The sequence below is a fragment of the Arsenophonus sp. PmNCSU2021_1 genome, from assembly GCF_036919435.1.
Classification (GTDB): domain Bacteria; phylum Pseudomonadota; class Gammaproteobacteria; order Enterobacterales; family Enterobacteriaceae; genus Arsenophonus; species Arsenophonus nilaparvatae.
In genome coordinates this window covers 520,507-538,963 of record NZ_JAZHPL010000004.1, presented here as the reverse complement: position 1 = coordinate 538,963, position 18,457 = coordinate 520,507, and the positions used below count along the sequence as shown (strand labels likewise).

The window sequence follows — 18,457 nt, the reverse complement described above, 5'->3', positions numbered from 1 at the left end:
TTATAACATATTGCTATGTCTTTATTAATTACTCAACGCTGTATCAATTGTGATATGTGTGAACCAGAATGCCCAAATGAAGCGATTTCAATGGGAGAAGAATTTTACCAAATCAATCCCAATCTTTGCACTGAATGCATTGGCCACTATGATAAGCCAACTTGCCAATCTGTTTGTCCGATCAACAATACCATTTTAAAAGATCCTGATAATCCTGAAACAGAAGAACAATTATGGGATAAATTTGTCCTATTACATCATGCCGATAAAATTTAACTTTCCATAATCACAGTGGCACAAGCATAATTTTGTTCATCAGATAATGATACATGGATATGTTGTACACCTAAAGAATCAGCCAATATTTTTGCTTGTCCTAATAAATTAAGCCCTGGCTTACCTAATTGATCATTAAAAACTTCAAATTGATTAAGCGCTAAACCGTTTCGGATCCCCGTGCCTAAAGCTTTTGCTGCTGCCTCTTTGACCGCAAAACGCTTAGCCAAAAAACGGACTGGCTGAGAATGATGTTGATATTGTCGCCACTCTTGCGCGGACAATATACGCTTCACCAGACGTTCCTCTAAACGCTTGATAATTTGCTCAATACGTACAATTTCAACCAGATCAGTACCTAATCCAATAATCGCCATTAACAACGCGCCTCACGAAGAATTTTCTTCATATCACTCACAGCTGTCGCCATGCCACTAAAGAGTGCTCGCCCAATAATCGCATGGCCAATATTAAGTTCATATATATCAGGCAATTGAGCAATACGTTGAACATTATGATAAGTTAACCCATGACCCGCATTGACCTTAAGTTTTTTTGCAGTGGCATAACTTATCGCCTGCTTGATACGTTTAAACTCTTCTTGCTGCTTTAACTCGCTCTTAGCATCAGCATAGGCACCAGTATGAATTTCAATAAAGGGAGCACCAATTTCCACTGCAGCATCAATTTGTTGTTCTTTAGCATCAATGAACAAAGAAACCATGATACCTGCTTCGGTTAATCGTTTGACCGCCGTTGCGACTAATGCTTGTTGCCCAACAACGTCAAGCCCACCTTCCGTCGTAACTTCTTTACGTCGCTCTGGTACCAAGCAGCAAAATTGAGGTTTGATCTGACAGGCAAAATTGACCATTTCATCCGTTATTGCCATCTCCAAATTCATCCGGGTTTGTAACGTCTGGCGAAGTAACTTAACGTCACGATCAGTAATATGACGGCGATCTTCACGCAAATGAACAGTGATCCCATCTGCCCCAGCTTGTTCAGCAAGAAATGCTGCATGTAGTGGATCAGGATATTGTATTCCCCGCGCATTTCGCACCGTGGCAACATGATCAATATTAACGCCTAATAATAACTCTGCCATATTTAACTCCTGTTATCCATTTCATAGTTTGAATTTCGTTTATCCATGCAATCATAATATATTCAAAGAGGTTTTAATAACCTCGCTTCAACGCGTTTTAGGCAATATGACCTGGTAAAAAAGCTCACGGCTTTTTAATGGACTTCCGCCCAGATAAGGCTTTAGCGCAATACGGGTAAAACGCTTGGCTGCTCTTAATGTATCGACATCAGGAAACTGACGAGCGGCAAATGCATTAAGCTGCTTACCGGTAAAACTTAAGTGATCAATAACCAAACTGGCAATAAAACCTTTCTCTTCTCGATAACGGTAAGTCATGCTATCTGCCACCAGTTCACCACTACCGGCACAGTGTAAAAAATCAACACCATAACCTAAATGAGATAGCAATGATAATTCAAAACGGCGCAATGCATGTTCCGGCGTATATTCACTACCAGCCAATACCTGCAAACAGGTCAGATATTCAAAAAATAGGGTTTGATAAGGGATATTTTGGGCTAAAACTCGCGCAAGCAATTCATTAACATATAGACCGCTATACAGTACGGTACCGGTAAATGGTAGCGCTAGAGAAATAGGTTCTGCGCCACGCAACGTTTTCATTTCTCCCTTGCCTCCCCAACGGATCAGCAATGGCGTAAAAGGTTGTAAGCAGCCTTTTAAATTAGATCGACGGCTACGAGCACCTTTGGCTAATAGTCGAATACGGCCCTCATTTTCGGTGAAAAAATCTAACAGTAAACTCGTTTCACTATAAGGGCGAGTATGAAGTACAAATGCACGTTGCCAACCGTCCACGGAAACCCGCCTTAATGAAGATCGTCCATATAGCCTAAACTACGCAGTGCACGTTCATCATCAGCCCATCCGGCTTTAACTTTCACCCAAAGTTCAAGATGAACCTTAGTAGCAAAAAGTTTTTCCATATCCATCCGGGCTTCAATGCCAATTTTCTTAATTTTGCTACCTTTATTGCCAATAACCATTTTTTTCTGGCCATCTCTTTCAACCAAAATCAGGCCATGAATGTTATAGCCACCGCGTTCATTTACCACAAATTGCTCAATTTCAACTGTGACCGAATAAGGGAGCTCATCGCCGAGAAAACGCATTAATTTCTCACGAATAATTTCACCAGCCATAAAACGTTGTGAACGATCAGTGATATAGTCCACTGGAAAATAATGTGCTGCTTCTGGCATATGTTGACGGACAATTTTAGTAATAATATCGATACCGGTACCTTTTTCTGCACTAATTGGCACAATATCCAGAAAATTCATTTGCTTGCTAAGAAATTCAATATGGGGCAGCAAACGGGTTTTATACACTACATTATCAATTTTATTGATCACTAATAATACCGGACAAGGCAAATGACGCAGCTTATTTATTACCATCTCATCATCGATTGTCCAATGTGTGCCCTCAACAACAAAAATAATCAGTTCCACATCACCAATTGAGCTACTTGCTGCCCGATTCATTAAACGATTTATTGCGCGCTTTTCTTCTACATGCAATCCTGGAGTATCGACATAAATTGTTTGATAATTACCTTCTGTCTCAATGCCCATGATGCGATGACGGGTTGTCTGTGGTTTACGTGAAGTAATAGAAATCTTTTGCCCGAGTAATTGGTTCAATAATGTTGATTTACCCACATTTGGGCGCCCTACAATGGCTACAAATCCACAATAGGTTTTCTGTTTGCTCATTCAAGCTCCAATATTTTTAATGCCTGTTCAGCTGCGGCTTGTTCAGCCTTACGACGACTTGAACCCACTCCTTCAACCGGTTCATTTATACCACTAACCTGACAATGAATAGTAAATTCCTGATCGTGCGCTTCACCGCGAACTTGAACTACCAAATAACTTGGTAAAGGTAAATGGCGTCCCTGTAAATACTCTTGTAAACGTGTTTTAGGATCTTTTTGTTTATCGCCGGGGCTAATTTCTATTAATCGAGTGTCATACCAAGCTAAAACAATTTGTTCAGTCGTTTGAATATCACTATCTAAAAAAATACTGCCAATTAACGCTTCGATTGTATCTGCTAATATTGATTCTCGACGAAAACCACCGCTTTTTAATTCACCTGGCCCTAAACGCAAACATTCTCCCAAATCAAACTCTCGTGCAAGCTCAGCCAGTGTATTACCCCTGACCAATGTTGCTCGCATACGACTCATATCGCCTTCATCAACCTTAGGAAAACGATGATAAAGATCATTGGCAATCACAAAACTAAGAATTGAATCGCCTAAAAACTCCAATCTCTCATTGTGACTACTACTGGCACTACGATGAGTTAACGCTTGCTTTAATAATTCAATTTGTTTAAAAGTATAGCCAAGCTTACGCTGTAGCTGTTTAATTTCTTGTCGCTCTGACCACTCAATTAAAGAAAAATTCATGTGCTACCAATTATTTCATTATCAAATTACAAAAAGCATACGCAACAGATCTGCAAAATAAATTTTTACAAAACTGTTGCGTTGGCAGGTTTCCTGATATCGTTCAAGAAACCATCATTTTTGATTATCGTGCTATATTCTATATCGATTACGATATAAATCAATTTAGCATTAATGATTAGTTTATCTCATTATTTTATTAGTTGATTGCACCAATACGACTTAAACGCACTCCAGTTGGCCATTCACCCTCATGCTTATCAAGGCTAAACCAGATAATAACTGCACGCCCAACTAAATTTTCTTCTGGCACAAAACCCCACATACGACTATCTGCACTATTATCCCGATTATCTCCCATCATAAAATAGTGTTTAGGGGAAACAATCCATTCATTGTCTGGTAAACCGGGCTGTTGGTAACGTGACTGAGTATATACTTGTGGGATCACTAAGATTTCATGGCTAGTATCATCTAATTTTTCGATTCTTTCCGCTTGACGTAATGCGTTACTTGGTACTGGTTCGCCCAATGGAATTTGATAACTTCCTTTCTGACTTTCGACCATAGAGTCAATATTAAAAAATAAAGACCATTCACTCTCTTTTAATGAAGAATAGATAATTGGTAACGCTCGAACACAGTTTGAAATTGAACAATTCGGATATATACGTAACTCTTTTTGTTCAGGATCATAAACAATTTTATCACCAGGTAGACCAATAACACGTTTAACAAAATCTACACTAGGATCCTTAGGATATTTAAATACCGCAATATCACCACGTTTAGGTTTTCCTGTTTCCAATAATGTTGTTTGGGTAACAGGATCTTTTAATCCATAAGCAAACTTTTCTACTAGTATAAAATCACCGACCAATAAGGTAGGCATCATTGAACCTGACGGGATTTGAAATGGCTCATAAATAAACGAACGTATCACTAATACAATCGCTAATATCGGAAAAATAGATGAACAAGTATCAACCCATGATGGTTTATGAATACTTTCAGCTAAATGCGTCTGCTCTACGCTTCCGTCAGTAACTTTTTGCTGCTGCGCCATTTTCTTCTTACGAGCAGGTGCTAATTTAAAACGATCAATACCCCAGATAATCCCTGTAATCAAGGTCGCCAGCGTCAAGATCAAAGAAAAAGTGTTAGCCATTATGACTCCTTACAACGGTTAGTTATCTTTACCTACGTGAAGAATAGCAAGGAACGCTTCCTGTGGTAGTTCAACATTACCAACCTGCTTCATACGTTTCTTACCTTCTTTCTGTTTCTGTAGTAATTTTTTCTTACGGCTAACATCACCACCATAACATTTAGCTAATACATTTTTACGTAATTGTTTCACCGTTGAACGCGCTATAATATGGGTACCAATTGCAGCCTGGATTGCAATATCAAACTGTTGGCGCGGGATCAGATCTTTCATTTTATCAACTAGCTCACGACCACGATATGGTGCATTTGCACGATGGGGAATCAAGGCTAAGGCATCCACTCTTTCACCATTAATTAACACATCTAGACGCACCATATCAGCCGCCTGGAAGCGGACAAAGCCATAATCCAATGAAGCATATCCTCGAGAAGTAGACTTCAAGCGATCAAAGAAATCTAACACCACCTCAGCCATAGGAATTTCATAGGTTAATGCGACCTGATTACCATGGTAAACCATATTAGTCTGAACACCGCGTTTTTCTACGCAGAGCGTAATAACATTACCAAGATATTCCTTAGGCATTAGCATGTTACATTCTGCAATTGGTTCGCGTAATTCATTTATATTATTAAGTGCTGGTAATTTAGAGGGACTATCAACATAGATGACATCACCATTTGTTAACTCAACTTCATAAATAACTGTAGGCGCGGTTGTAATAAGATCCAAATCATATTCACGTTCCAAACGCTCCTGGATAATCTCCATATGAAGTAGGCCAAGGAAACCACACCGAAATCCAAAACCTAATGCAGTTGAACTCTCTGGTTCATAAAATAACGAAGCATCATTCAAGCTTAATTTAGCTAAAGCGTCACGAAATGCTTCATAATCATCAGAGCTAACGGGGAATAAACCGGCGTAAACCTGCGGTTTTACTTTTTTAAAACCAGACAACGCCTGTATTGAAGAATGACGAGCGCTAGTTAATGTATCGCCAACCGGCGCGCCGTGAATATCTTTTATGGCACAGACCAGCCAACCGACTTCACCACAATTTAGTTGTTGACGATCAATTCGTTTGGGTGTGAAAATTCCTAAGCGATCAACATTATAAAGTTGGCCAGAGCTCATCACTTTAATTTTATCACCTTTACAAAGCGTACCATTTTTAATCCGTACCAGCGAAACAACACCTAAATAATTATCAAACCACGAATCAATAATTAATGCCTGCAAAGGCGCTGCCGGATCACCTTCTGGTGGTGGGATCTCTTTAACTAGCCGCTCAATTACGTCTTGTACCCCTAATCCTGTTTTTGCTGAGCATCGAACAGCATCATGAGCATCGATGCCAACAATATCTTCAATTTCTTCAGCTACCCGATCAGGCTCTGCCGCAGGTAAATCGATTTTATTAAGTACAGGAACAACTTCTAAATCCATTTCAATAGCAGTATAGCAATTAGCAAGGGTTTGCGCTTCAACACCTTGCCCTGCATCAACAACCAGTAATGCCCCTTCACAAGCAGCTAATGAACGGGATACTTCATAAGAGAAGTCAACATGGCCAGGTGTATCAATAAAATTAAGCTGATAGGTTTCACCATCACTGGCTTTATAATTCAGGGTAACACTCTGCGCTTTTATTGTGATCCCTCGTTCCCGCTCCAAATCCATAGAATCTAATACCTGGGCTGCCATTTCACGATCAGAAAGGCCACCACAGATCTGGATAATACGATCCGACAGAGTTGATTTACCATGATCAATGTGAGCGATGATGGAAAAATTTCTTATATGTTTGATTTTCAAGGTTATATCTTCTTCTAAATGGCCTTATAAAATCAGTTTTAGCGATAGCTTAGCCCTACAAAGCTAAAACTAATAAAAGCTGTTATAACAATCTTGGGAATGCATTTTACATATAAGCGACAAACAACTCAAAGAATCATTGATAATGAAAAAGTCGTTTTTATGAATAAGGCGGTTATAGACATAGATTAGTGACGATATGTAATTACTAATGATAGGCATTTAGGCTTACTATGTCATTCATACTTGCTGTTTTAATTCATCAGGCGGTAAACCTATTTGTAAAATGATCGGTTTATATAGCGTCTCTTTTTCCCAATAATGCGCAATTTTTTTTGCCAGAAAAAAGCCAACACAGCCACCAATAACTGCACCTAAAAATATAATAAATTGATTTAAAAAAAGAAATTGCATAACCCCACTGCCGATAAAAAGGCCAAGTAATGGGGTAAGGTAAACAAGCATTGCTGAACGTAATAAACGGGCTTCAGGGATCCCGACTTCAATTTTCTGACCAACTATCAGAGGCTGACTGACCTCAAGTTCTAATTGATACTCAGTTTTCCGTCCTATTTTATTGAGAATATAAGATCCGCAAGTTGAGCGAGCAGCACAACTACCACAACCGGAATTAGAACCATATCGCAACACAGCTCGACCATTATGCCAATACACAACCGTTGCCCACTCTTTAACCATTACTAGCCTCTTTAAAACTAACATTAGCTGCAATCTGGCTAGCGGTTAACAATGGTAACTGGCCAATAACCGTCACTTCGTATTGTCCTTTTATCACCGTATAAATAGTTAAACCACCTTTACGAAATGGTTTTTCACTAAGTTGATGCTCACCTGCTTTAGTAACATTAATAGAAAAACTAAATAACCCATCACTAAATAACATGGCCTCTAAAGATTCATTAGCAGCAATCTCTTTACAACTACGTGAAATTTCTTCAAATCCCAACGGCAGTTGGTTTATTTGCCAGTTAAATCGCTTAGTGATCGATTTGGGGATAAGTAATAAGGGAGGCATATTCAACGATGCGATCACATGCATTGATTTCAGCAACGCTTGACTATTAAAAGCCACAGAGACAACTCTAAATTGCTCTAATATTTCATTCTTACTATCTAAAAGATCAATGCTCAATGGTAACTTGCTTTTTTCATCAATTAATAAGATATAGCTAAAACGTGAATTATCTTTCGGTATAACACGAATAACCTGACAGCTTATATCACCAATATGTGTTCTGCCTAACTTAATGAAATTATAATAGGATTGCAGTTTAGTAAAATTAGCAAAAACTACCGACGGCAAATAATCAACGATATAAGCGCCCTCTAAGCTAAAAGAATCAAATCCTGGCTCAAAGTAGCTAACTTGATTACCTTTCTGAATAATTTCACGACGAGAATTATCCATCTGCATCATTTGAGCAATTGGTTGATTGTCAATAGTGACATGACGGTATCTGATCGGCGTTATACCTTGTGGATTGACAATAATAAATGATAATTCGTAGGGTAAAGACTTTACTGCATTACCCATATCAGTTAATAAAGTTTCAGCCGATAATTCTTTCGCATAGGAATGTAAAGGCAACAATAAACCGCCCAGCAAAAAAAAGAGGGCGGATAACCAATGCTTCATTACTACTATTCTGCTCCTGAGTAAGATTTTTCTGCTACTGGTGAAGATGATGTTACACTTTGATTCAGCATTGAACGACGCTCAAGCTCATATTGTTGTAACATCAGACCAAGTCGGCGATTACGTTGTTCTAGCTGCTCGGTTTGTGGATGAGCAAACAATTGATCATTAGATAGATTTAAACTCACAGGCGACGCAGCCCCCATGATAGGTACCGTATTAAATATGGGTGAGTCAGATTTGACATCAGTTTCTATGCTAGACGTATTATAATTCTGAACACCTGCAATAACAGCTACGGCAACGCTCGCTGCGACACCAACTTGCGTCATCTGGTTAGCCCAAGGGCGAAGCTTACGCCAAAAAGGCATTAAACACCAGCTAGCAGGTACAGGTTGTGACTCCGGTATTGCATTAGGCGCAATTTGGATAGGCTCACTTGCCAGCGCCTGCTCTACTTTGTCGGTAATATCAAGATGGATAACTTCATTGATATCGCCTCTCAAACTGTCGCGGATAAGATGGTAGCTCTCCCATCGTTTCTGTAACGAAACATCTTGTAAAATGGTATGGATCAATTCTGAATCAAAGATCTCTCCATCCATTAAAGCGGAAAGTCTCTCTCTATGCATGCCAAAGTACCCTTCAGTAAAATGTGAGCCGCATTTAATTTCGTATTAGCGGTTGCACTTTATTATCAATAGCTTCTCTTGCTCGAAAAATGCGCGAACGAACTGTACCAACAGGACAATCCATAATAAGCGCTATCTCCTCATAACTTAGTCCATCTAACTCCCTAAGCGTAATTGCCAGACGTAAATCTTCAGGAAGTGACTCTATAGTCCGGAAGACTACTTTTCTCAATTCTTCTGACAACATTAAATTCTCAGGGTTCGAAATTTCTTTTAATGCATTAGAAGCCTCAAAATTCTCTGCATTAACTACATCCAAATCATTCGATGGCGGTCGACGTCCTTGGGATATAAGATAATTTTTTGCTGTATTTACAGAGATCCGGTAAAGCCAAGTATAAAATGCGCTTTCACCACGAAATGAACTGATAGCGCGATAAGCTTTAATAAATGCCTCTTGAGCTACATCCGGTACATCTCCCTGCGGCACATAACGAGAAACAAGGCTCACAACTTTATTCTGGTATCTAATAACCAGTAAATTAAAAGCTTTTTTATCCCCTTTTTGTACCCGTTCAACCAGCACCTGGTCTGTTAACTGCTCGCTCATTCGAGGTCACTTCTCCCGAAAATAAGCCTCATATTTTCCTTATTTGAACCCGCCATGTTTTCTCTCATTTGTAAGCAAGCATTTTTTTGAGTAACAAAAACTCGCAAAGTTCCAGTCAATTTAAATTATTTATATTTAATCTAAGCTAAACCATAAGAAAAGTTCTTTCAAGGCCATCGTATTTACTCTAAATAAAAGAATAGGCTAACATGGTAATTTACTCTATTCCGAAACCTTAGTAATAAAATATTATGCCATCAACACAACATTATACGGATATTTTAATCATTGGTAGTGGCATCGCCGGTCTGTCGTTAGCACTTCGATTAGCGCCACAATACCAAATAACGATACTTAGTAAAAACATTTCAACTGAAGGCGCATCTTACTATGCTCAAGGTGAAATTGCAGCGGTTTTTGATCAAACCGATAGTATAGAAGCCCACGTTAATGATACTTTCAATTGCCGGTGCCGGGCTGTGTGATAAAAAAACGTTGAATTTGTCGCTTGCAATGCCCGCCATTCTGTCCAATGGCTTATCAATCAAGGTCTTTTATTTGATAAAGAGCTAAATTTGGCCGGTAAAGAACAATATCATCTTGCAAAAGAAGGTGGCCATCGCCGTATTCTTCATCATGCCGATGCAACAGGCAAGCAAGTAGAAACCACCTTGGTTGAAAAAGCCATCAAACATCCGAATATCACGATTAAGGAGCAGCATAACGCGATCGATTTGATCCGCTCAGATAAAGATCCAACAACAATTATCGGTGCTTACATTTGGGATCTCAATCAACAACAAATCGTTATTTGCCATGCAAAAGTGACAGTTTTAGCAACCGGAGGAGCCGCAAAAGTATATCAATATACTACCAATCCTGACATTTCATCAGGTGATGGAATTGCAATGGCCTGGCGAGCCGGTTGTCGTGTAGCCAATCTTGAATTTAATCAGTTTCATCCGACTTGTCTTTATCATCCACAAGCGCGCAATTTTCTACTAACTGAAGCGTTACGAGGTGAAGGTGCCTATCTGAAGCGACCTGATGGCAGCCGCTTTATGCCTGATTTTGATAAAAGAGCGGAACTTGCCCCTCGTGATATAGTTGCCCGGGCCATTGATCATGAAATGAAACGCTTGGGGGCAGATTGTATGTTTCTTGATATTAGCCATCAGCCGGCAAGCGAGATAAAACGACATTTTCCAACTATCTCACGAGTTTCGCACCAATAAAAAAACGCGCTATTTTTAAGTTTAATTCAGCATGATATATAAATAGACAAAACCTTATAAATTAAATACAAATTATTGTAATTTAATAAAATTTATGTGTTTTAGTAACTTGCAGATTAACCATTGCTTTTAAGCCATTTCTAGAACTTTATATGCCTGTGCGAAACTCGTGTATCTATCATAAATTAGCCACATTAGGTATCGACATTACCAATGAGCAAATTCCGATTGTACCGGCGGCGCATTATACATGCGGTGGTGTTATGGTGGATCATTATGGTCAAACCGATCTTCGACACCTATATGCTATTGGTGAAGTCAGTTATACCGGGTTACATGGCGCCAACCGACTAGCATCCAATTCATTATTAGAGTGTCTCATCTATGGATGGTCTGCGGCAAAACAGATAAAACAACATATCGAACAAATTGATATGCCATCTACACTAGCCAAATGGAATGAAAATCAATGTCATAATTTAGATGAACAAGTTGTTATTCAACATAACTGGCATGAGTTAAGACTGTTCATGTGGGATTATATGGGAATTATCAGAACGACCAAACGACTGACCCGGGCATTGCGGCGCATCCATTTACTACAACAAGAAATAGAGGAATACTATTCAAATTTCCGTTTATCAAATAATTTATTGGAACTGCGTAACCTTGTGCAAGTAGCTGAATTGATGATCCGCTGTGCGCTTGATCGTAAAGAGAGCCGTGGATTACATTACACATTAGATTATCCGCAACAGCAACCAGATGCTAAACCGACTATTTTGACCCCATCAACTAAATAACTAGAGAGGGGAATATAATTAACCCTCTTTCATATATGAAGGAGAAAATGCGACCAAATTGCCATTAATTACTAATAATTATTTATATGATCACTCAAACATTCAACAAAACATTTTAATAGATGAACAATTTGGACGTTCTGTTTATAATCCATTGCCTAACCAGAGGTATACAATGACTGCAACCACATTTTCTGAACTTGAGTTAGACCAAAGTCTTCTCAATGCACTGGATGATAAAGGCTATGACCGCCCGACAGCCATTCAGCTTACAACTATCCCTGCCGCTATGGAAGGACACGATATTTTAGGTTCATCGCCTACAGGAACAGGAAAAACTGCCGCTTACTTACTGCCGGTGATCCAACATTTACTTGATTTTCCACGTAAACGATCTGGGCCACCGCGTATTCTCATATTAGCGCCAACCCGTGAACTGGCAATGCAAGTAGCTGAACAAGCAAAAGAATTAGCCAAATACACCCATCTTGATATCGCAACCATTACTGGCGGGGTATCTTATATTAACCACGCTGAAATTTTTAGTGAAAACCAAGATATTGTGGTCGCAACCACAGGCCGCTTACTACAGTATATTAAAGAAGAAAATTTTGATTGTCGGGCGATCGAAACGTTAATTTTAGATGAAGCTGATCGAATGCTTGATATGGGATTTGCCAACGACATTGAAACCATTGCCGGTGAAACACGCTGGCGCAAACAAACTATGCTATTTTCAGCAACACTAGCGGGTGATGTCATTCACGATTTTGCTAATCGATTACTAAATAATCCTTATGAAATTGATTCTGATCCTTCAAGGCGTGAACGAAAAAAGATCCAACAATACTATTATCGCGCTGATAACCTCGAACATAAAACTGCGCTACTTTGCCATCTGTTAAAACAACCCGATGCCACTAAATCTATTATCTTTGTCCGTAAACGCGAAAGAGCACATGAGTTAGTTCAATGGTTACAGCAAGCCAAAATAAAAACCTGGTTACTTGAAGGAGAAATGGTTCAAGCAAAACGGACTGAAGCGGTTAAACGCCTAAATAGTCGGCAAATTAACGTCTTAGTCGCGACCGATGTTGCCTCACGTGGCCTTGATATTGACGATATTAGTCACGTATTCAATTTCGACTTACCGCATACTGCTGATGTTTATCTGCATCGAATTGGTAGAACCGCACGCGCGGGACGAAAAGGAATTGCAATTAGCTTAGTAGAAGCCCATGATCAACCGCTATTAGGTAAAATCAACCGTTATCTTAAAGAACCATTAAAAATACGCGTCATCGATAGCCTTCGGCCTACCACCAAAGCGCCGGCTGAAGGTTCACTACGTAAACCCAAACCATCGAAAAAAATCCAGCTAAAACGACAAGAAAAGAAAAAAATTGACCAACAAAAAAAGAAAAAAACCAAAGAACGCCATCGCGACAGTAAAAATATTGGCAAACGTCGTCAACCATCAGTAAAGCAAACTGATAACAAATAATAAATATTTAAACTATTTATTGATTGATTTGGTGAAATAACAAAAATTAATAGCCTGATAAGATTATCCGGCTATTAATTATCAATAAATTAATTGAGTGCTATTTTATTATAAACTTTGTGTAAAAGTACGCGTAATAACATCGCGTTGCTGCTCAGGTGTTAAAGAATTAAAACGCACCGCATAGCCTGAAACACGAATGGTCAATTGAGGATATTTTTCTGGGTTTTCAATCGCATCTTCTAATGTTCACGAGTTTCGCACAGGCCTATAAAATTCTAGAAATGGCTTAAAAGTAATGATTAATCTGCAAGTTACTGAAATGCATAAATTTACTTAATTTACAATAAGTTATATTTAATTTATAAGGTTTTATCTATTTACATATTATGCTGAATTAAACTTAAAAATAGAGCGTTTTTTTATTGGTGCGAAACTCGTGATGTTTCCCGAGTCAGAACATTAACATTTAAATGTTGTCCGCCTTCTACTGACACCTGCGGTTTAACCTCAAGGGGAATTTCGCGATATTCAAACGAACCTAACAACTCCTTGGCAACAATTTGTCCTTCATTAAAATCAGTTTTAGCGCAAATACAGCGAGCTTCATTTTTTTCATCGTCTAATAACCAAAAGGAATTTAATAGTGCTGTATTAGCTGCCTTAGTAATCTGAATTCCAATAACCATGTCGACCTCCAAATTCGAACAAGATTGAAATAACAATTTGAAATTATTTTCAAATTGGCTATTTGCTATAACCATTATTTCTATAAAATATATATCAATTAAATATCAGCAATTCATTGACATTAATCAATAATTTCAAAGCGTTATTAATAATATTATCGACAGGTTACTGTTTTAAATCAATTTTTCATTTAAAAAAAATTATAATTTTTAGAAAATATTTTTAATATCAAAATATATAATGAAAAATAAGCGATTTCCGTTTTAAAATTTACCTCATATAACGTAGATATTAAGTTAAACATGATATTAATCAAAACCTAAAGGAATGGTTATGCCCTCTTTGCCCAGCTGGCACGATGTCATCGGCCTAGAAAAAGAACAAGATTACTTCCGTAACACCCTGGCTTATGTTGCCAAAGCACGTCAACATGGCACAACAATCTATCCACCACAAAAAGATGTCTTCAACGCTTTCCGTTACACCGAACTCAGCGAAGTAAAAGTTGTGATCCTAGGACAAGATCCATACCATGGACCGAATCAAGCGCACGGACTCTCGTTTTCAGTTCGGCCAGGTATTCCTGCACCGCCTTCACTGGTTAATATGTACAAAGAACTGGCAAAAGACATTGCCGATTTCCAATACCCCAATCATGGTTATCTCGTCAGTTGGGCACAACAAGGGGTATTATTATTAAACACGGTTTTAACCGTTGAACAAGGCAAAGCTCATTCTCACGCCCATCTTGGCTGGGAAACATTTACGGATAAGGTTATAGCGGCAATTAATCAACACCGTGCTGGCGTGGTTTTTTTATTGTGGGGATCTCATGCGCAGAAAAAAGGCCAATTTATCGATAACCAAAAACATTTTGTGCTTAAAGCGCCCCATCCTTCACCACTCTCGGCCCATAGAGGTTTCTTTGGATGCAGACATTTTTCCAAAACCAATGAAATACTCATAAAACAAGGATTAAGCCCGATAGACTGGACACCTTTCATTCCAGAACAATAAACTAAATGCCACCACCATATGGGTGGCATTATTTCAGTTTATTTTGCTTTTGACACAATCACCATCGCCGGGCGTAGTAAACGACCGTTTAAAGTATAGCCTTTCTGCATAAAATCAATAACTTGATTAGGTTCATGTTCTTCTGAATCGATCACGGTCATGGCTTGATGCAGTTCTGGATTGAAAGCAACATTCTTCTCCGCTACCACCTTAATACCGTATTTGCCAACAGTAGCTAAAAAAGATTTTAAAGTTAATTCAAGTCCTTCAAGCATTGACATCGATTCAGAATTTTCCCGATTAACAAGTTCGATTGCTCTTTCCAAATTATCAATAACGGGTAACAACTCATTGGCAAACCGCTCTAGGGCAAACTTGTGTGCTTTTTCAACATCTTGCTCAGTACGGCGGCGAATATTTTCCACTTCAGCCTTAGCGCGTAGCAACGCTTCACGCTCACGTTTTTGCGCTTCAAGCAATTGCTGCTCTAATTCAGTAATGCGTGGATCAATTAATACTTCTTCAGTAGAACTCACTGGTTGTTCGGTCTCAATTGCTTGTTCTTTTGCCTCATTTTTTTGTAATTTTTTTAATTCTTTTTGTTTAGAGGCTTGCTCATCATGCACTTTATGATCTTTACTACTCATGAGTATCTCCACATTCTTTTTAGCATTAATCCAGATTATTAGCTTATTATGGGGATAAAAGTTTGGGATTCAAGAGAACACGCCAACTTGATAAGAGGAAATAAACCATGCTGACCGGAAAAGCAGCAAAAAAGACATTATTTGAATATATTGGCATTGTTGGTCATCCTCGACATACAGAGGCATTGGCAACTCATGAACAACTTTATAATTGGCTTCGAGCGCAAAAATATAAAGTTATTGTTGAACGACAAATTGCTCAACAGCTTAAACTAAAAAATGCCACCATTGGTGGATTAACAGAAATTGGTAAAACAGCTGATTTAATTATTGTTGTTGGCGGTGACGGTAATATGCTTGGCGCTGCTCGTGTTCTATCACGCTATGAAAATAAAGTTATTGGCATCAATCGCGGTAACCTTGGTTTTTTAACTGATCTTGGGCCAGATAACGCGCTACAAAAGCTAACAGAAGTATTAGCTGGCCATTTCTATGAAGAACAACGCTTCTTACTGGAAACTCAAATCAGCAAAAAAAATCACAAACCTCGCATTAGTACGGCAATTAATGAGGTCATTTTACACCCCGGCAAAGTGGCTCACATGATTGAATTTAAAGTTTATATTGATGATCGCTTTGCCTTTTCACAACGTTCCGATGGACTAATTATTACTACACCAACTGGCTCAACCGCTTATTCACTCTCTGCCGGTGGCCCGATACTCACTCCAAATCTTGAGGCTATCGCGCTAGTCCCTATGTTCCCTCACACCCTCTCATCGCGTCCATTAGTCATCAGCAGCGATAGTAGTATTAAATTAAAATTTAGACAAAAAAACATCAATTATGAAATCAGCTGTGACAGCCAAATTATTTTACCTATCCAAGATGATGATGAAGTATTAATCAAACGAAGTAATAAAAAACTTAATCTCATCCACCCAAAAGATTATAATTATTTCAATACATTAAGTTCAAAATTAGGCTGGTCAAAGAAAACCTTTTAATTTTTTTTAATTACTACTTTACTGTATAAAAAACCAGTTTATACTGTATTTATTAACAGTTGTGTTTTTACATACAGGAGAAGCACATGCTTATTCAATTAACCATCAATAATTTTGCCATTGTCCGCAAACTAGAAATTGATTTTCATCCTGGTATGAGTGCTATTACCGGTGAAACAGGGGCTGGCAAATCAATTGCAATTGATGCATTAGGTTTATGTTTAGGCAACCGAGCGGATAGCACTATTGTTCGCCCTGGTGCTTCTCGTACCGATATCTGTGCCTATTTTTCTCTTACTGATACTCCTTCAGCGCAAGATTGGCTTAAAAATTATCAGTTAGATAACCATAATGAATGCTTGCTACGCAGAACCATCACTGCTGATGGACGATCACGTGGTTTTATTAACGGCACAGCGGTTCCCTTATCACAATTGCGCGAACTAGGGACGTTACTTATTCAAATACATGGCCAGCACGCTCACCAATTATTATTAGATAATCAGCATCAAAAATTTCTGTTGGATACTTACGCTAACCAAACCACTCTCTTGGCTGAAATGAAATCGGCCTGGAAAAATTGGCATCAAAGTTGCCAAGAACTAACGAAATTTCAACAACAAGCAACTGAACGCCTGTCGCGCCAACAACTTATTGAATATCATCTTAAAGAATTGGGTGAATTGATACCACAAGCTGATGAATATCAAAAATTAGAGCAAGAGTATAAACAGCTAGCAAATCGTGAACAATTTCTTTCCTTGAGTCAAAATGCATTACAAATTCTTAATGACAATGAGGAACAAAATATTATCAGTATGCTAAATCATGCAAAGCAAGAAATTAATGAGCTTGCTTCTGTTAGTAATCAATTCAGTCATTTACTTGATATGCTTGAAGAGGCATCGATCCAAATTAATGAAGTGAGTAATGAATTGCGTCATTATGGTGATCGAACGGAGCTAGATCCTAGCCAACTATTCGAATTAGAACAACGCATCCCCAAATATGTCAATTTAGCCCGTAAACATCGGGTTGCGCCCGAATTATTGTTTGAATTACACCAACAACTACTGTCAGAACAAGAAAAACTAAATCAGCAGCAAGATGATTGTGACCACTTAACTAGTCAGGTCGAAGTTCAACATCAATATGCATTAGAAATAGCCGGCAAACTCCACCAAATACGGCAACAATATGCCAGTGAATTAAGTCAATTAATCACCAACAGTATGCACCAACTTTCAATGCCTCATGGCTATTTTACGGTTGATGTAAATTTTAATCCTGAACATTTACAAATTGATGGAGCAAGCCAAGTCGAGTTCAACATGACAACCAATCCTGGGCAACCACATCAAGCATTAATAAAAATTGCTTCAGGTGGAGAACTATCACGCATCGCGCTGGCCATACAAGTCATTACAGCCCAAAAAATGGATACTCCCGCACTTATTTTTGATGAAGTTGATGTGGGTATCAGCGGTGCTACCGCCGCGGTAGTTGGAAAATTGTTACGTGAATTAGGCAATTCAACTCAAGTTATGTGTGTTACCCATTTACCTCAAGTTGCAGCCTGTGGACATCACCATTTTTATGTGAGTAAACAGACCAATGGCTGTGAAACAGAAACACAAATGCAATTATTAGATAAAAAAACTCGCTTACAAGAAATCGCCCGTTTACTGGGTGGTAGTGAAGTAACAAAAAACATCCTGGCTAGCGCAAAAGATCTACTTGCTGCTTAAAAACATCCTCAACTTTATTGTATAGTATAGATCATAGAAAAATGAGGAAAGGTTTTCAATTTCATCAATGTCGATTATTATCGATATTCTGACTCTTAAAGGAATATATGAC

General features: G+C 38.5%; 18 protein-coding genes and 3 pseudogenes. 7 read left to right on the top strand and 14 right to left on the bottom strand.

From position 1 onward, the window contains the following. Nucleotides 1-15 precede the first annotated feature (15 nt). Nucleotides 16-276: a YfhL family 4Fe-4S dicluster ferredoxin gene (locus V3224_RS07475; RefSeq protein ID WP_032114763.1), complete on the top strand. Its 261-nt coding sequence runs from the start codon at nt 16-18 to the stop codon at nt 274-276. Here V3224_RS07475 and acpS read toward each other — a convergent pair. The 11 genes from acpS to rpoE form a co-directional block, all read right to left on the bottom strand. Beyond that, entirely contained in the window at nt 273-653 is a 381-nt protein-coding gene (acpS, locus tag V3224_RS07470; RefSeq protein ID WP_334469621.1) for a holo-ACP synthase, read from the bottom strand. The genes V3224_RS07475 and acpS overlap by 4 nt on opposite strands. After that, the gene (pdxJ, locus tag V3224_RS07465) at nt 653-1,384 is read right to left on the bottom strand and encodes a pyridoxine 5'-phosphate synthase (protein ID WP_334469619.1); all 732 of its coding nucleotides are present in this window, start codon (nt 1,382-1,384) and stop codon (nt 653-655) included. The genes acpS and pdxJ overlap by 1 nt, the downstream gene beginning before the upstream one ends. An 87-nt stretch (nt 1,385-1,471) precedes the next feature. Then, nucleotides 1,472-2,185: a DNA repair protein RecO gene (gene recO, locus V3224_RS07460; RefSeq protein WP_334469617.1), complete on the bottom strand. Its 714-nt coding sequence runs from the start codon at nt 2,183-2,185 to the stop codon at nt 1,472-1,474. A gap of 11 nt (nt 2,186-2,196) precedes the next feature. Then, nucleotides 2,197-3,105: a GTPase Era gene (gene era / locus V3224_RS07455; RefSeq protein WP_334469615.1), complete on the bottom strand. Its 909-nt coding sequence runs from the start codon at nt 3,103-3,105 to the stop codon at nt 2,197-2,199. Then, nucleotides 3,102-3,806: a ribonuclease III gene (gene rnc, locus V3224_RS07450; protein ID WP_052044814.1), complete on the bottom strand. Its 705-nt coding sequence runs from the start codon at nt 3,804-3,806 to the stop codon at nt 3,102-3,104. The genes era and rnc overlap by 4 nt, the downstream gene beginning before the upstream one ends. A 199-nt stretch (nt 3,807-4,005) precedes the next feature. Then, a complete protein-coding gene (gene lepB / locus V3224_RS07445) occupies nt 4,006-4,974 on the bottom strand; it encodes a signal peptidase I (RefSeq protein ID WP_334469610.1) in 969 nt (322 codons plus the stop codon). Between the two features lie 18 nt (nt 4,975-4,992). After that, nucleotides 4,993-6,789: a translation elongation factor 4 gene (gene lepA, locus V3224_RS07440; protein WP_334470345.1), complete on the bottom strand. Its 1,797-nt coding sequence runs from the start codon at nt 6,787-6,789 to the stop codon at nt 4,993-4,995. A gap of 246 nt (nt 6,790-7,035) precedes the next feature. Continuing rightward, on the bottom strand, nt 7,036-7,494 hold the full coding sequence (gene rseC, locus V3224_RS07435; RefSeq protein WP_334469608.1) for a SoxR-reducing system protein RseC: 459 nt from the start codon (nt 7,492-7,494) through the stop codon (nt 7,036-7,038). Continuing rightward, on the bottom strand, nt 7,487-8,452 hold the full coding sequence (gene rseB / locus V3224_RS07430; protein ID WP_334469606.1) for a sigma-E factor regulatory protein RseB: 966 nt from the start codon (nt 8,450-8,452) through the stop codon (nt 7,487-7,489). The genes rseC and rseB overlap by 8 nt, the downstream gene beginning before the upstream one ends. A gap of 5 nt (nt 8,453-8,457) precedes the next feature. Next, nucleotides 8,458-9,084: an anti-sigma-E factor RseA gene (gene rseA / locus V3224_RS07425; RefSeq protein ID WP_334469604.1), complete on the bottom strand. Its 627-nt coding sequence runs from the start codon at nt 9,082-9,084 to the stop codon at nt 8,458-8,460. 34 nt (nt 9,085-9,118) lie between these two features. Further along, the gene (rpoE, locus tag V3224_RS07420) at nt 9,119-9,694 is read right to left on the bottom strand and encodes an RNA polymerase sigma factor RpoE (protein WP_032114772.1); all 576 of its coding nucleotides are present in this window, start codon (nt 9,692-9,694) and stop codon (nt 9,119-9,121) included. 251 nt (nt 9,695-9,945) lie between these two features. Between rpoE and V3224_RS07415 the strand changes: the two are divergent. From V3224_RS07415 to srmB, 3 genes and pseudogenes are all read left to right on the top strand, one after another. Further along, nucleotides 9,946-10,929, top strand: a pseudogene (locus V3224_RS07415) (FAD-dependent oxidoreductase). 158 nt (nt 10,930-11,087) lie between these two features. Next, nucleotides 11,088-11,732 (top strand): FAD-binding protein, encoded by a 645-nt coding sequence (locus V3224_RS07410; protein ID WP_442890009.1) that lies wholly within the window; start codon nt 11,088-11,090, stop codon nt 11,730-11,732. Nucleotides 11,733-11,907: 175 nt separating this feature from the next. Continuing rightward, a complete protein-coding gene (gene srmB, locus V3224_RS07405; RefSeq protein ID WP_334469601.1) occupies nt 11,908-13,236 on the top strand; it encodes an ATP-dependent RNA helicase SrmB in 1,329 nt (442 codons plus the stop codon). Nucleotides 13,237-13,344: 108 nt separating this feature from the next. On the opposite strand, the pseudogene V3224_RS07400 reads toward srmB, so the two are convergent. Further along, a pseudogene (locus V3224_RS07400) lies at nt 13,345-13,485 on the bottom strand (glycine radical domain-containing protein); the annotation flags it as partial. Between the two features lie 194 nt (nt 13,486-13,679). After that, nucleotides 13,680-13,925 (bottom strand): annotated as a pseudogene (locus V3224_RS07395) (autonomous glycyl radical cofactor GrcA); the annotation flags it as partial. A 334-nt stretch (nt 13,926-14,259) separates the two neighbouring features. On the opposite strand from V3224_RS07395, the gene ung reads away from it, so the two are divergent. Then, nucleotides 14,260-14,943 carry a uracil-DNA glycosylase gene (gene ung / locus V3224_RS07390; RefSeq protein WP_310509198.1) on the top strand — a complete coding sequence of 228 codons (684 nt, stop codon included), beginning with the start codon at nt 14,260-14,262 and terminating at the stop codon, nt 14,941-14,943. 38 nt (nt 14,944-14,981) lie between these two features. Here ung and grpE read toward each other — a convergent pair whose 3' ends face one another. After that, complete coding sequence (gene grpE / locus V3224_RS07385) at nt 14,982-15,590, bottom strand: nucleotide exchange factor GrpE (RefSeq protein ID WP_334469599.1); 609 nt, start codon at nt 15,588-15,590, stop codon at nt 14,982-14,984. A 107-nt stretch (nt 15,591-15,697) separates the two neighbouring features. Between grpE and nadK the strand changes: the two genes are divergently transcribed. Further along, entirely contained in the window at nt 15,698-16,597 is a 900-nt protein-coding gene (nadK, locus tag V3224_RS07380; RefSeq protein ID WP_334469597.1) for an NAD(+) kinase, read from the top strand. Between the two features lie 86 nt (nt 16,598-16,683). Next, the gene (gene recN / locus V3224_RS07375) at nt 16,684-18,345 is read left to right on the top strand and encodes a DNA repair protein RecN (protein ID WP_334469596.1); all 1,662 of its coding nucleotides are present in this window, start codon (nt 16,684-16,686) and stop codon (nt 18,343-18,345) included. Nucleotides 18,346-18,457 lie beyond the last annotated feature (112 nt).